The 15516-nt window shown below is 49.7% G+C and carries 13 protein-coding genes and 1 pseudogene; 9 read left to right on the top strand and 5 right to left on the bottom strand.

Going from position 1 to position 15516, the window contains the following annotated elements; genetic code table 11:
* Positions 1-72 precede the first annotated feature (72 nt).
* From EOJ37_RS04675 to pspA, 5 genes and pseudogenes are all read right to left on the bottom strand, one after another.
* Positions 73-1125, bottom strand: coding sequence for a YcjF family protein (locus tag EOJ37_RS04675; RefSeq protein WP_127958320.1), 1053 nt, complete (start codon positions 1123-1125; stop codon positions 73-75).
* Complete coding sequence (locus EOJ37_RS04670) at positions 1122-2519, bottom strand: YcjX family GTP-binding protein (protein WP_127958318.1); 1398 nt, start codon at positions 2517-2519, stop codon at positions 1122-1124. Before EOJ37_RS04670 ends, EOJ37_RS04675 begins: the two co-directional genes overlap by 4 nt.
* A 102-nt stretch (positions 2520-2621) precedes the next feature.
* Positions 2622-2960 (bottom strand): annotated as a pseudogene (pspC, locus tag EOJ37_RS04665) (envelope stress response membrane protein PspC); the annotation flags it as partial.
* A gap of 92 nt (positions 2961-3052) precedes the next feature.
* Entirely contained in the window at positions 3053-3280 is a 228-nt protein-coding gene (gene pspB / locus EOJ37_RS04660; RefSeq protein WP_127958315.1) for an envelope stress response membrane protein PspB, read from the bottom strand.
* Positions 3281-3338: 58 nt separating this feature from the next.
* Entirely contained in the window at positions 3339-4004 is a 666-nt protein-coding gene (pspA, locus tag EOJ37_RS04655; RefSeq protein ID WP_127958313.1) for a phage shock protein PspA, read from the bottom strand.
* 167 nt (positions 4005-4171) lie between these two features.
* Here pspA and pspF point away from each other — a divergent pair, with 167 nt between their 5' ends.
* From pspF to cmk, 9 genes are all read left to right on the top strand, one after another.
* A complete protein-coding gene (pspF, locus tag EOJ37_RS04650; protein WP_127958311.1) occupies positions 4172-5155 on the top strand; it encodes a phage shock protein operon transcriptional activator in 984 nt (327 codons plus the stop codon).
* 129 nt (positions 5156-5284) lie between these two features.
* A complete protein-coding gene (sapA, locus tag EOJ37_RS04645) occupies positions 5285-6970 on the top strand; it encodes an ABC transporter substrate-binding protein SapA (RefSeq protein ID WP_127958309.1) in 1686 nt (561 codons plus the stop codon).
* The gene (sapB, locus tag EOJ37_RS04640) at positions 6967-7932 is read left to right on the top strand and encodes a putrescine export ABC transporter permease SapB (protein WP_127958306.1); all 966 of its coding nucleotides are present in this window, start codon (positions 6967-6969) and stop codon (positions 7930-7932) included. Before sapA ends, sapB begins: the two co-directional genes overlap by 4 nt.
* The gene (gene sapC / locus EOJ37_RS04635; protein WP_127958304.1) at positions 7919-8809 is read left to right on the top strand and encodes a putrescine export ABC transporter permease SapC; all 891 of its coding nucleotides are present in this window, start codon (positions 7919-7921) and stop codon (positions 8807-8809) included. Before sapB ends, sapC begins: the two co-directional genes overlap by 14 nt.
* Entirely contained in the window at positions 8809-9801 is a 993-nt protein-coding gene (sapD, locus tag EOJ37_RS04630; RefSeq protein ID WP_127958302.1) for a putrescine export ABC transporter ATP-binding protein SapD, read from the top strand. Before sapC ends, sapD begins: the two co-directional genes overlap by 1 nt.
* Before the next feature lies 1 nt (position 9802).
* Positions 9803-10615 (top strand): putrescine export ABC transporter ATP-binding protein SapF, encoded by an 813-nt coding sequence (sapF, locus tag EOJ37_RS04625; RefSeq protein ID WP_127958300.1) that lies wholly within the window; start codon positions 9803-9805, stop codon positions 10613-10615.
* A gap of 122 nt (positions 10616-10737) precedes the next feature.
* The gene (gene mfd / locus EOJ37_RS04620) at positions 10738-14220 is read left to right on the top strand and encodes a transcription-repair coupling factor (RefSeq protein WP_162473655.1); all 3483 of its coding nucleotides are present in this window, start codon (positions 10738-10740) and stop codon (positions 14218-14220) included.
* A 134-nt stretch (positions 14221-14354) separates the two neighbouring features.
* Positions 14355-14585, top strand: coding sequence for a DNA polymerase III subunit theta (locus EOJ37_RS04615; protein ID WP_127958298.1), 231 nt, complete (start codon positions 14355-14357; stop codon positions 14583-14585).
* 90 nt (positions 14586-14675) lie between these two features.
* Positions 14676-15359, top strand: coding sequence for a (d)CMP kinase (cmk, locus tag EOJ37_RS04610; protein WP_127958296.1), 684 nt, complete (start codon positions 14676-14678; stop codon positions 15357-15359).
* Positions 15360-15516 lie beyond the last annotated feature (157 nt).

Raw genomic sequence — 15516 nt, 5'->3', positions numbered from 1 at the left:
AGTTACAAATCCAGTCACTTTGTCTCAATCAGCCACGCCTTGTCGTTCTCTCTGATTATGCTTTACTGCCACTTATGCTTTACTGCCACTACTTTTTACCGTCTCCTTCAGTTGGCTAAGCAAGTGATGGCGAAACTCACTAAGTTTAGGTTTTTCATCAGCCAACCAGGGCAGTGGTCGACAAAGTTCCATCGCTTTAATTCCCAGTCGTGCAGTTAACAATCCGGCCCCAATCCCTTGAGCAGCACGAGTGGAAAGGCGAGCAACCATATCCTGAGACATCCAATCCATACCCACTTCGCGCACCAATTCGCTGGCTCCAGCAAAAGCAATATTGAGTAACACCAGTTTCAATAGACGGATCCGACTAAAATAGCCCAATTCGATACCGTATAATCCAGCAATACGATTGATCAGCCGAATATTCCGCCAGGCAATAAACGCCATATCCAATAATGCCAGTGGGCTAACCGCAATCATCAAAGCCGATTCTACTGCTGAGCGATTAATTTCACGCCGAGCATGGCTATCAATCTCTGGCTGAACTATCTGAGCATATAACGTCAATACCTCACCGTCACTCTGGCTTTCATGCAGTGATAACCGCCAGCGCTGCAATGCCGGATGTTCTGCATTCAAACCCGCTTCACGCGCCAATTTCTGGCAAAACAGTTGCCCGTTGCCCACGTCGTGACTCTGCAGCAACTCCCTTGCCTGATCACGTATCTGATTGCGATGGCGTAACCGGTATAAACGTCGCCACTCGGCAATCACCGTTCCCACTGTGGCAAACAGCACCAGCGCTGTTGCTCCGCCAGCAACAAGCACCCCCCAATCCTGTTGTTGCCAAGCGTGATAGAGCCATTGCCCACTCTGTAGTAGCGCACTAACCACAAACAATACCAGCGCCACAGTGACCATTTTTCGCCACAAACTGCGTTTAGGTAACAGTGCGCTATGCATGATCTGCTCCACCTGTTGCGACGCCAACCCATCATCCGGTGGCGATGGAACAAACTGCTCACTCGCTGGCTGACTAAAAGCGCTTCCAGTACGCAACTGCGAAGAGTGTTCCAGTTGCGGAGATGATGTAAAATCGATCCGCCCTTTTAGCTGATCATTCATCGTAATTTATCCCCCAGCAGAAAATGCATCACTGCATCCAATCGAATGTGTGGCAATGGGGCATCAACAGGCATTATCCGTGGCCGAAATTGTTCAAAATGAAATCCCTGTTGCTGCCAAAAAGAAGCAGCAGGTAAGCGTGGCGGTACTTCACCAGGAAACAGCGTCAGTGGCGTGTTATCACTCAATCGGTGCCCTTTTAGCGCCGGAACGCGCGCTCCTTGGTGTTCAACACTACCTGTTTCCGTGGCTTGTACCGAAGCCAGGCTGGCACAGTCGATCGTGATGCCCTCAAAAGCAGCATTTTGCCAAGCATCATGCACTAACTGTCTGAGCAGTGAGAGTAGATTTCCGTGCTGGTCAGCAGTGATATGGTCGACTTTGCTCGCAGCAAACATCAATTTATCAATTGTCGGTGAGAATAGACGACGAAACAGCGTGCGCTTACCGTAATGAAAACTCTTCATCAGTTGCGTCAATGCCAGGCGCATTTCGTTAAATGCTTCAGGGCCACGGTTCAATGGCTGTAGGCAGTCAACAAGTACAATCTGCCGATCAAACTGTGAGAAGTGTTCACGATAGAATTTTTTGATCACTGCCTGACAGTAGTAGTTGAACCGTGTGCGTAACACGCCGATGTTGCTCTGTTCATCAGCTTGTGCCCATTGTGTACTGGTTAACGCCGTTGAATTTGGCCAGGGGAAAAATTGCAACACTGGAGCCCCAGCCAAATCACCGGGTAATACGAAGTGGCCGGGCTGGATAAAATGCAACCCATTCTGTTTGCAGCGTAATAGATAGTCGGTGTAGGCATTGGCAATGGCTGCCAAGCGGTTTTCATCGGCAGCGGCCAAAGGATCGAGATCCCGGCACAACGCCAACCACGGTTCTGCCCATTGCGCACGATCGCCACGCAATAATTCGACCATCTGCCGTGACCAACTCGGGTAGTCCTGTTCTAGCATTGGTAAATCAAGCAGCCACTCTCCAGGATAATCAACAATTTCCAAATAGAGTGTCGCGGTGTCTTTGAAATGGCGCAGTAGTGAATCTGTCGAACGGTAACGCAGTGCCAAACAGATTTCACTCACCCCACGAGTCGGCGTTGGCCACTCAGGCTGAGTGGCATAGAGTTGAGCCAAACCTTCATCATAGCTAAAACGGGGGATGGAAAGATCGCGCTGAGGGATACGTTTAGCTCCGAGTAAACGTCCCTCGCGTAGTGCGGAGAACAGCGGTAAACGCGCGCCGTGGTGGGCATGAAGTAACTGATTTACCAACGAAGTGATAAAAGCCGTTTTACCACTGCGGCTTAATCCGGTTACCGCCAGGCGCAGATGACGATCAACCCCGCGATTAATCAGCGAGGTCAATTCATTTTGCAGTCGTTTCATTCATCCTCTCTGCTTAGCGCACTAAATTGTCACCAACATTGTTCAGCTTTTGTGATCCACCACGGTTTGCCAATGCCAACAGTGGCAAACCGCTAGCTAAAATCACAATTGACGAAAACGGCCACGCACGGTGAAGGTATCAGAGGTAACATAACGCTCAAGTTGACGCAGTTTCTGTTCACTTTGCTCTAACTCAAGTTCAAGCTGTGCCAGTAATTGCCGTGATGTTGGTTGATAACCATCTGTTTCAACTTCTGATGTTGGTGCCTTGTCCAGGAAAAAGGCCAGGATAGCGTATGCTGCCACAGTTAATACCACACCAAAAAACAGCGAGATCACCACAAGTACCCTTACCAAACGTACCGGCAGACCAAAATAGTGCGCCAAACCGGCACAGACTCCCTTGATAATCCCCTGTTGCGGCATAAGGTACAACTTTCTGCCCGAATAACTTGTATGAGAACTGGAACAGCTAGATGATGTTCTGCGGTACTGCGTGCTATTACTGCGCGTTCTGTTTTGCCAATCACGCATTATGACTGTCTCCAATTTGGATGTTCCGCATCAAGAATGTCTTCCAAAACCTGGAGACGTGCGCGCATTCGTGCACTCTGCTCACTCAGTTGCGTTAACTGACTCATTTCCTGTGCATCCAACTCCCCTCCACTCTGTTTCTGAGCGCGGTAATGCAGCCAAAGCCAAATTGGAACAATAAACACGACGAAAATTGTCAGCGGGATAAAGAGAAAGAAACCACTCATTTGACTTCCTTATTGTTGGCAATAGGTTAGCGGCGGCCACATGGTGGCCGCTGGAATATTATTCAGTACGATTTATTTTGGCTTTCAGCGCAGCTAATTGCTCACTAATAGCATCATCGGCTTTCAGCTCTGCAAACTCCTGCTCCAAGTTTTTCTTCTTACCGATGCTAAAACTTTCCGCTTCAGCCTCCATATGGTCGATCCGGCGTTCAAACTGTTCAAATCGGGCCATCGCGGCATCCAGTTTACCGCTATCCAACTGTCGACGCACTTCCGATGATGATGCTGCCACCTGATGCCGTAATGTCAATGCCTGCTGACGTATGCGCGTTTCAGTTAATTTATTCTCCAATTCACCGATTTCGCTTTTCATGCGTATTAATTTCTCATCGATGACTGCAACTTCCCGCTCCAGCGTTCCGACAACATCGGCCACTTTCTGCTTTTCAATCAATGCTGATCGCGCCAACTCTTCTTTGTCTTTGCGTATTGCCAGTTCAGCTTTTTCCTGCCAGTCATTCAGTTGACGTTTGCCATCTTCAACTCGACGTAACAGATGTTTTTTCTCTGCCAGCGCCTGAGCTGAAATCGAACGTACCTCAACCAGTGTATCTTCCATCTCTTGGATCATCAGCCGCACCAATTTCTGTGGGTCTTCGGCTTTATCTAATAACGCATTGATATTGGCATTCACAATATCGCTAAAACGAGAGAAAATTCCCATGATTCACATCCTCTTGATACTGAACATTGATTAAGTTAATTGCCTCTCGATTTAATCAAGAAGCGTGCCAACTTTTATCACAATGAAAATAAATGATTTTTTGTTTTTACCTCTGATAATCTATGGTTTAAAGTAGCCATTTACGCTAAATGTTGGTGAATTTCGTCATGCATGAGCAGCAAGAAAACCTATTAGGCGAAGCCAATTGCTTTGTCGAAATGCTAGAGCAAGTCTCAAAACTGGCAAAGCTCAGTAAACCCGCGCTGGTTATCGGCGAACGTGGAACCGGTAAAGAGATGATCGCTCATCGTTTACATTACCTGTCACCTCGTTGGCAAGGGCCATTTATCTCACTCAACTGTGCTGCACTGAATGAAAATCTGCTTGATTCCGAACTGTTCGGCCACGAAGCCGGTGCGTTTACTGGTGCGCAAAAGCGTCATCTTGGCCGTTTTGAGCGTGCTGATGGCGGTACGTTATTTCTTGATGAGTTAGCGACTGCGCCAATGTTGGTACAAGATAAACTGTTGCGAGTGATCGAGTATGGGCAGTTGGAACGTGTCGGCGGTAGCCAGCCATTAAAAGTCGATGTCCGTTTGGTGTGCGCAACCAATGACGACTTACCCGCTTTGACCAAAGCAGGCAAATTCCGTGCTGATCTGCTCGATCGCTTGGCATTTGATGTGGTGCAGTTGCCTCCACTGCGCCAGCGACAGCAAGACATTCTGTTGCTGGCCGAACATTTTGCCATTCAGATGTGCCGCGAGTTGTCATTGCCGTTATTTCCGGGCTTTAGCCAACAAGCTCAGGATAGCTTGCTGAACTATCAATGGCCGGGTAATATCCGCGAGCTGAAAAATGCTGTTGAGCGTTCGGTTTATCGGCACGGCTCCAGCCAGGAGGCACTGGATCAGATCATCATCGATCCCTTTAACCGGCAATTAGCGCCAATTGTCGCGCCCGCTGATAGCCACACAGTACTGCCAGCCTTGCCGCTGGATCTGAAACTCTGGCAACATCAGCAGGAAGCCGCTTTATTGAAGGCAGCACTGCAACAAGGGCGTTTCAATCAGCGTAATGCGGCCAAATTGCTCGGTTTAAGTTACCACCAGTTACGCGGTTTACTGAAAAAACATGAAGACATTGGTTGAGTACCGCCATGATGGCTCTACAGCTCTTTTGCTGACTGTCACAATCAAAACCATTTTGTGTCAGCAATTGGGCTGTTGCCGATAGTGCGATACACTAAGTCCATCACTGGATAACTCACTGACACCTGTATGCGCATCTTTTGGCTTTGGTTCATCTCGTTTGGTTGCTTGGCAAACTCATTTATCTGCCTGGCTGGTTCGCTATCGGCTTCCATCCGGCCAACATCCTATACACCTGCAACCTACCATTCACCGACAGATATTCGCCGTAGTGGTTTCGTCTATTGTGTCAACGGCATTTTGAACACCTTTAATCCACAGATGGCCAGTAGTGGATTGGTGGTTGATACCCTTTCGGCACAACTCTATGATCGGCTGCTGACTGTCGATCCCAATACCTACCGTTTACTGCCTGGATTGGCTGAACGTTGGGTTGTGCTGGACAATGGCGCCACCTATCGCTTTCATCTACGCAACAATGTTCCATTTCAAACCACTGCTTGGTTCCAACCCACCCGCAACATGAATGCTGAAGATGTGTTGTTTAGTTTTCGACGCATCTTTCAGGTCAATCACCCATTTCATGCGCTCAATGGGGGTGAGTATCCCTATTTCGATAGTTTACAGTTAGCGAATTCAATTCAGTCGATCAACAAACTGGATGACTATACTGTCGAATTTCGCCTACGGGCACCGAATGCCTCCTTCTTGTGGCATCTTGCTACCCATTACGCCCCGATCCTATCGGCCGAATATGCCACCAAGCTTGCGCAAGCTGGCGTACCACAACTCCTTGATCGCAAACCGGTCGGTACCGGCCCCTTTCTGTTGAGTGAATATCATGCCCGGCAATATTTGCGTCTAGCGCGCCATGACAGTTATTGGCAAGGTAAACCGCAGATGCCTCAAGTGGTGATTGATATGAGCGCCGGTGGTGCTGGGCGACTAGCCAAGTTGCTGACTGGTGAGTGTGATGTGCTGGCTTATCCTGCTGCCAGCCAGATCTCGGTGCTGCGCAAAGATCCACGCCTCAGTTTAACGTTACGTCCAGGAATGAATGTCGCTTATTTGGCTTTTAATACGGCTAAACCGCCGTTGGATAACCTGAAGGTTCGTCAGGCAATTGCACTGGCAATCGATAGCGAACACCTGATGCAGTCGATCTATTATGGCAGTGCTGAAACCGCCAGTTCGATCTTGCCGCGTGCTTCCTGGGCCTATGACAGTGAAGCTAAACCAGAGAAATATGATCTTGCCCAGGCTCGCCAACTGTTGAAACAGGCCGGTATTACACACCTATCGTTGACACTTTGGGTACCGATCGCATCGCAGTCCTACAACCCAAGCCCGATGAAAATGGCCGAGCTATTGCAGGCCAGCTTAGCGCCGCTCGGCATTACGCTTAGTATTGTTCCGGTCGATGGTCACTACCGTCAGGAACGGTTGATGGAAATGCACCACGATCTGACGCTCACTGGCTGGGCTACCGACAGCAATGACCCTGACAGCTTTTTCCGCCCATTACTCAGTTGTGCGGCAATTCGCTCACAAACCAACTATGCCCACTGGTGCAATCCCGGCTTTGACGACATCTTGCAAAATGCCCAACTCACCAGTGAGCTGTCACAGCGTATTAGCTATTATCGACAGGCACAGAAGATCCTGACCGAACAATTACCGATCTTGCCGCTCGCCTCCTCATTACACCTACAGGCTTATCGGCATGATATTAATGGGCTTATCTTTAGTCCATTCGGTAACGCCTCATTCGCGGGGGTGCATCGCACCCCGTTAAAGGAAGAACAGACCAAGTGATTATTTTTATCTTACGTCGCCTGCTGTTGCTGCTGATCACGTTGCTACTGTTGACCATGATCAGCTTTAGTCTGAGCTATTTTACACCACATGCGCCACTAGCCGGTTCTACGTTACCGGATGCTTACCTTTTTTATGTCAACAACTTGATCAAAGGTGATTTCGGGTTTTCGATTGTTAATGGTCAGCCGATTAAAGATCAGTTAAAAGAAGTGCTGCCAGCTACTGTTGAACTCTGCTTGCTGGCATTTAGTCTGGCGTTACTGATCGGTATCCCATTGGGGATTATCGCCGGTGTATTACGTGGAAAATGGCAGGATCGCGCTATTAGCACGGTAGCCTTACTCGGTTTCTCGATCCCAGTATTTTGGTTAGCGCTGTTGCTAATACTGCTGTTTTCGTTAAATCTTGGTTGGTTGCCGGTTTCCGGCCGTTTCGATCTGCTCTACCAAGTCAAACCGGTGACCGGCTTCGCGTTAATTGACACCTGGCTCTCAGATTCGCCATACCGTAGCGAAATGATCAACAGTGTATTGCGCCACATTATTCTGCCGGTCGCCACACTCTGTGTTGTCCCCACCACCGAAGTGATCCGCCTACTACGGATAAGCGCCAGTGAGGTATTTGCCAAAAACTACATCAAAGCTGCCAACACGCGCGGCTTGTCGCGCTTTACCATCATTCGCCGTCATGTGCTACATAACGCGCTACCGCCAATCATCCCGAAACTTGGCCTGCAATTTTCTACCATGCTCACACTCGCCATCATCACTGAAGTGATCTTCAGTTGGCCAGGGCTTGGCCGTTGGATGATCGATGCGATTCGCCAACAGGATTTTGCTGCTCTCTCTGCCGGCGTGATGATTTTCGGTGCGCTAGTGATGATGATTAACACGCTGGCCGAGATTATCGGCGCTGCAGCTAACCCGCTAAAACATAAGGAATGGTATGCTGTTCGATAGTGTGTATCGAGAAAATAAAATGCCCAGCCGCCTGCTCTATATTTGGCGTATTTTCTACGCTGACACCTTAGCCATGATCGGCTTTTATGGCGTATCAATACTATTGCTACTCTGTCTGATCGGCAACCTGCTGGCACCCTATCCGCTGGATCAGCAATTTATTGGTTATCAGTTGGCACCGCCCGCTTGGTCAAATCATGGCAATGTCTCGTTCTTTCTCGGCACCGATGATCTTGGCCGTGATTTGCTCAGCCGTCTGCTCAATGGTGCCCGCGCTACTTTTGGCAGTGCCTGGCTGGTGACCATTGCGGCTGCACTCTGTGCGATATTACTCGGCGTTTTTGCCGGTATTACACGTGGGTTACTCTCCGCATTACTCAAACACATGTTAGATATTTTGCTTGCCATTCCTTCACTACTGATGGCAATCATTATCGTGGCATTTGTTGGCCCTTCTCTACAGCACGCCATGTTAGCCATTTGGCTGGCTCTGCTGCCGCGCATGGTTCGTACCATCTACAGTGCTGTACATGATGAACTGGAAAAAGAGTACATTATTGCTGCTCGGCTGGATGGTGCAACCACCGCCCACATTTTGTGGTATGCGGTAATGCCGAATATCAGCGCAGTGCTCATCAATGAGTTTACCCGTGCGCTGTCGATGGCAATTCTCGATCTTGCCGCGCTTGGGTTTCTCGATTTAGGCGCACAACTGCCCAGTGCCGAATGGGGCACCATGCTCGGTGATTCATTGGAATTGATCTATGTCGCGCCCTGGAGTGTTATGCTGCCCGGTGCTGCGATTATGTTGAGTGTATTGCTCGTTAACCTGCTGGGCGATGGCATACGCCGTGCTGTTACAACCGGAGTAGAATAATGCCATTACTCGATATTCGTAACCTCACCATTGAATTTATGACCGCGCAAGGCCCAGTAAAAGCCGTGGATCGCATCAGCATGAGCTTAACTGAAGGAGAAGTACGTGGCATTGTTGGCGAGTCTGGCTCAGGCAAAAGCCTGATTGCAAAAGCGATTTGTGGCGTTACCAAAGATAACTGGCGTGTCAGTGCCGATCGCTTTCGCTTTGACGATATTGATCTATTACGTTTAAGCCCGCGTAAACGGCGCAAACTGTTAGGGCAGGATGTGTCGATGATCTTCCAGGAACCGCAATCCTGTCTCGATCCAGCAGAGAATATCGGCCGTCAACTGATGCAGGCAATTCCTGGCTGGACTTACAAAGGGCGCTGGTGGCAACGTCTTAACTGGCGCAAACGCCGAGCAATTGAGCTACTGCACCGTGTTGGCATTAAAGATCATAAAGATATCATGGGCTGCTTCCCTTACGAATTGACCGAAGGTGAGTGCCAAAAAGTGATGATCGCGATTGCGCTAGCGAATCAGCCGAGATTGCTGATTGCTGACGAACCAACCAATGCGATGGAGCCAACCACTCAGGCACAAATTTTCCGGCTGTTAGCCAGGTTGAATCAAAACAATAACACCACCATCCTACTGATTAGCCATGATCTACAGATGATGAGTAAATGGGCAGATCGGGTCGATGTGCTCTACTGTGGCCAAACGGTAGAGAGCGCACAGTGTGAAGAATTGCTTGCAACCCCGCACCATCCCTATACACAGGCGCTGATCCGCGCCATGCCGGATTTTGGCCGTGCGTTGCCCCATAAAAGCCGACTGAACACGCTGCATGGTGCCATCCCCTCACTCGAGCGCTTACCTATCGGTTGTCGCTTAGGCCCACGTTGCCCTTATGCACAAAAAAAATGTATTGAAACACCACGCTTACGCACGATGAAAAATCGCTCATTCGCCTGCCATTTTCCGCTGAACATTGAGGAGCAGTAACATGGAGACGTTGCTGGAAGTGCGCAATTTGACCAAAACCTACCGCTATCGCACTGGGCTTTTTCGCCGCCAACATATTGAAGCGGTCAAAGCAGTCAGCTTTACACTGCGTGAAGGGCAAACGCTGGCGATCATCGGTGAAAATGGTTCTGGCAAATCAACACTGGCTAAGATGCTGGCCGGAATGATCGAGCCTTCATCCGGTGAGTTACTGATCGACGATCATCGACTGGAGTTTGGCGACTATCACTATCGAAGCCAACGTATTCGCATGATTTTTCAAGATCCAACCACCTCCCTCAACCCGCGCCAGCGGGTCGGCCAACTGCTGGAGACGCCACTACGCCTCAACACTGCACTTGAGGCACATGAACGGGAAGAGCGAATTAACCAAACACTGCGCCAAGTGGGGATGCTACCTGATCACGCCTACTACTACCCGCATATGCTAGCGGCTGGGCAGAAGCAGCGTGTCGCATTGGCACGCGCGCTGATCTTACAACCCAAAGTGATTGTCGCTGATGAAGCGTTAGCCTCGCTTGATATGTCAATGCGCTCACAAATCACGAATCTGATGCTGGAACTCCAGGAAAAACATGGTATTTCGTATATCTATGTTACTCAGCATCTCGGCATGATGAAGCATATTAGTGATCAGGTACTGGTGATGCATGCGGGCGAAGTGGTTGAACGTGGCAACACCGCCGAAGTACTGGCAGCACCGCTACATGATCTCACCAGGCGGCTAATTGCCGCTCACTTTGGTGAAGCATTGACTGCTGATGCCTGGCGCAGAGATGGCGAACAGTTCTAACTGCCGCCGATACCTTGGCCTGTCAGGCTAAAATAAGACTCAGCAACGTATCTGCCTAATCGCATTTACACCTGACACAAAACCATACAACAAACTGATTTTAAAAGAATAAAGATAATCACATGAGCAACTCTGAAAACCGCCGTGACTCGATCTCACCCACCTACCGTTACTCACTGCCAGAGCAGCCCGGTGATGTGCGGCAACTTGGCCAACTACAGGGTTCAGCCTGTGCGGTAGAGTGTGCTGAAATCATTGAGCGACATCACGGCCCAGTGTTGTTAATTACCCCTGATATGCAAACTGCACTGCGACTGCGTGACGAAATCCGACAGTTTACCGAGCAACCGGTGACTACCCTGCCGGACTGGGAAACACTGCCTTATGACAGTTTCTCTCCACATCAAGAGATTATCTCTGCACGCCTTGCTCGCCTTTATCACCTGCCCACACAAGTCACAGGTGCGCTGATCTTGCCGGTCAACACCTTAATGCAGTGCGTCTGCCCACATGAGTTTCTCCATCGCCATGCCTTAGTGATGCGCAAAGGCCAGAAATTATCGCGCGATCGGTTACGCGCCCAGTTAGAACAGGCCGGTTACCGTTGTGTGGATCAAGTGATGGAACATGGTGAATTTGCTACCCGAGGCGCACTGTTTGATCTCTATCCAATGGGTAGTGATCTTCCCTATCGAATTGATTTTTTTGATGATGAAGTAGATAGCTTACGCACTTTTGATATCGACAGCCAACGTACACTGCTCGAAGTTGACAACATCAATCTGCTACCTGCACGCGAGTTTCCGACCGATAAAAGTGCCATCGAGCTATTCCGCAGCCAGTGGCGAGAACAGTTCGATGTGCGACGTGACGCCGAGCACCTCTATCAACAAGTCAGCAAAGGGAGTTGGCCGGCCGGTATCGAATATTGGCAACCTCTGTTTTTCAGCCAGCCGCTAGTATCACTGTTTAGCTATTTACCGGCAAACAGCTTGATTATTAATACCGAACCACTGGAAAGTGCGGCAATTCGCTTTTGGCAGGATATCGAACAGCGTTATCAGAGCCGCAGCGGTGATCCCATGCGGCCGCTATTATCACCCGAACGGCTCTGGCTACGTGTCGACGCGCTGTTTGGCGAATTAAAAGCCTGGCCACGCGTGGTACTCAAAACAGAGCCTCTGCCAGACAAGAGCGGCTGCCGCAATCTGGGTTATCAACCGCTGCCCGATCTGGGGATACAGGCAGCGCAGAAAGCACCACTGGATAAATTACGTCGTTTTGTTGAGCAGTTTAGCGGCAGCATCCTGTTCTCGGTTGAGAGCGAGGGGCGACGCGAAACACTGCTGGAACTGCTGGCTCGCATTAAACTCAATCCGCAATTGATCAAACAGCGAGAGCAAATCACCGCCCCCGGCCACTACATTATGGTTGGTGCTGCTGAACATGGTTTTATCGACAGTGTGCGTGACTGTGCGATGATTTGCGAGAGTGATCTGCTCGGAGAACGCATCAGCCGTCGGCGGCAAGATAACCGCCGCACCATCAACACCGACACCCTGATCCGCAACTTGGCAGAACTGCACCCAGGGCAACCGGTGGTACATCTGGAACATGGCGTTGGCCGCTATGTCGGGTTAACCACCTTAGAAGCGGGAGGCATCAAAGCTGAATATCTGATCCTGGCCTATGCCGGCGAGGATAAGCTCTACGTCCCCGTCTCTTCACTCCATCTGATCAACCGCTATGCCGGCGGCAATAGCGAAAACGCGCCACTGCATAAACTGGGCGGAGATACCTGGTCTCGAGCCAGGCAGAAAGCCGCCGAACGGGTGCGTGATGTCGCTGCTGAACTCCTCGATATTTATGCACAGCGTGCCGCTAAAACCGGCTTTGCCTTCAAGCATGATCGCCAGCAATACCAACTGTTTTGTCAAACTTTTCCCTTTGAAACTACCGTGGATCAAGAGCAGGCAATCAATGCGGTACTGAGTGATATGTGTCGACCACTGGCGATGGATCGCCTAGTGTGTGGTGATGTCGGTTTTGGTAAAACCGAAGTGGCAATGCGTGCAGCCTTTTTGGCGGTAGAGAACAACAAACAGGTGGCAGTGTTAGTACCAACCACACTACTGGCACAACAACATTTCGATAATTTTCGTGATCGCTTTGCCAGTTGGCCGATCCGTGTCGAGATGCTCTCCCGCTTCCGCACCACCAAAGAACAGCAGCAGATCCTGGCGGAAACTGAACAAGGGAAGATCGACATCATCATTGGTACTCATAAACTGTTGCAGAGCGATCTACGCTGGAAAGATTTGGGCTTGCTGATTATCGATGAAGAACACCGCTTCGGAGTGCGGCACAAAGAGCGCATCAAAGCGATGCGTGCCCATGTTGATATCTTAACACTCACCGCCACACCGATACCCAGAACGCTGAATATGGCAATGAGTGGTATGCGTGATCTGTCAATCATCGCCACCCCCCCGGCGCGACGTTTGGCAGTGAAGACCTTTGTGCGGGAATATGACAATCTAGTGGTACGAGAAGCCATATTGCGTGAAATATTGCGTGGTGGCCAAGTTTACTACCTCTACAACGACGTTGAACATATTGATGCTGCTGCCGGGAAACTGGCTGAACTGGTACCGGAAGCACGCATTACCATTGGTCATGGCCAAATGCGTGAACGTGACTTGGAACGGGTGATGAACGATTTTCATCACCAGCGTTTTAATGTGCTGGTCTGCACCACCATTATTGAAACCGGCATTGATATTCCGAATGCCAACACCATTATTATTGAGCGGGCAGATCGCTTCGGCCTTGCTCAACTGCATCAGCTACGTGGTCGGGTCGGTCGTTCACACCATCAGGCTTATGCTTACCTGTTAACACCGCCACCCAAAGCCCTGAATGCGGATGCTCATAAACGGCTGGAAGCGATCGCCTCACTAGAGGAGTTAGGGGCTGGATTTGCATTAGCCACTCACGATCTAGAGATCCGTGGTGCTGGTGAGTTGTTGGGCGAAGATCAGAGTGGGCAGATGAACAGTGTCGGCTTCTCACTCTACATGGAGTTGTTGGAAAATGCCGTTGAGGCACTGAAAAATGGCCGTGAACCGTCACTGGATGATTTGATTAGTCAACAGATTGAGGTTGAATTACGTCTACCGGTGCTACTGCCAGAGGATTTTGTCCCTGATGTGAATACACGCCTGTCATTCTATAAGCGTGTGGCTACCGCCAAAGATAGCCAGCAATTGGACGAGATCAAAGTGGAGTTGGTTGACCGATTCGGTCCACTGCCGGATGCCACACGTAATCTGTTACATTGCGCACAAATACGCCAGCAAGCACAGCAATTGGGCATTAAGCGTATTGAAGCTAACGAACGTGGCGGCTTTATTGAGTTCAGCAGCAATAACCGTGTCGACCCAGCTTATCTAATTAGCTTGTTGCAACAGCCACAAAATTATCGTCTGGATGGCTCAAGCAAACTGAAATTTACCCAAGATCTCAGCCAACGAGCCACACGGTTAAGCTTTGTTGAACAATTAGTTCAGGAGTTTGCGCAACACCAACTCCCAGCCACAATCTAAGCCTCTCGATAGATATTGACTGCTGCTGATGGCCCAAACCGGCAGCAGCAATGTCAACCTGCCGCTATCCAAGGCAACCAGCCAACGAACATGGCGCGACTGAGAGAGCCGTTAAGTCACACAAGAGAGAACACATGGGATATAACCTAGCCGAGCTACCAAAACTGGAAATGGACAAAATTAATGTCGACCTCGCGGCTGCTGGTGTGGCATTTAAGGAACGCTACAATATGCCAGTGGTTGCTGATCTGGTCGAACGCGAACAACCGGCAGAACTGCGCGACTACTTTCGCCAACGCGTGATGCACTACCGAGCTGAATCAAGCAAGTTTTCCTGTCTGCCTTATGAACCGAAAAGCAGATAACTGCTCTTTACACTACTTTACGTATATAATGCCAGGCAATCCGCTAACAAAAGCGCATAAACAAAGTCTTTTTAGCTAAAGGAAAGAGAAATGACGACATTAGCCCCGGTTATCACCATTGATGGCCCAAGTGGTGTGGGTAAAGGCACGCTGTGTAAAGCGCTGGCTGAAACACTAAGCTGGCATCTGCTGGACTCGGGAGCGATCTATCGCGTGTTGGCTCTGGCTGCATTACATCATCAGGTAGATATCAGCTCTGAAGAAGCGCTAGTTCCATTAGCCGCACACCTGGATGTCTGCTTTGTAACACAAAACGGCAACATGCAGATCATGCTGGAAGGGGAAGATGTCAGTCATCAAATCCGCACCGAAGCGGTGGGCAATACCGCATCACAAGCTGCCGCTTTCCCGCGTGTGCGTGAGGCATTACTGCGTCGTCAACGTGCATTTCGTGAGTTGCCGGGGCTGATTGCCGATGGTCGAGACATGGGGACCATCGTTTTCCCCGATGCACCGGTAAAAATTTTTCTCGACGCCAGCGCAGAAGAACGGGCAAAACGTCGACTGCTACAACTGCAAGAAAAAGGTTTTAGCGGTAGCATTGAAACAATATTAGCAGAGATAAAACAACGGGATGATCGTGATCGCAACCGCGCAATCGCCCCATTAATACCGGCAGAAGATGCCCTGATTATCGATGCCACCGAAATGTCAATTCAGCAAGTTAGGCAACAGGCCTTAGCATACATCAAACAAAAATTAACAAATCAATAACAACGAATTCTCATGCAGGCGACTTTTTGCTATATTAGTCACCGTATTGCATAGCAGTCTCTAAATATATCAGTTAGAATGTAGGCTTTCTACCCAACGCCCTGTAGGCACGGAGCCAATAACAGGGTATGTGAAACAACCCCATTTCGGCCGGATG

Source organism: Serratia microhaemolytica (genome assembly GCF_004011885.1).
Lineage (GTDB): Bacteria > Pseudomonadota > Gammaproteobacteria > Enterobacterales > Enterobacteriaceae > Serratia_G > Serratia_G microhaemolytica.
This window is presented reverse-complemented; position numbering and strand designations above follow the sequence as displayed.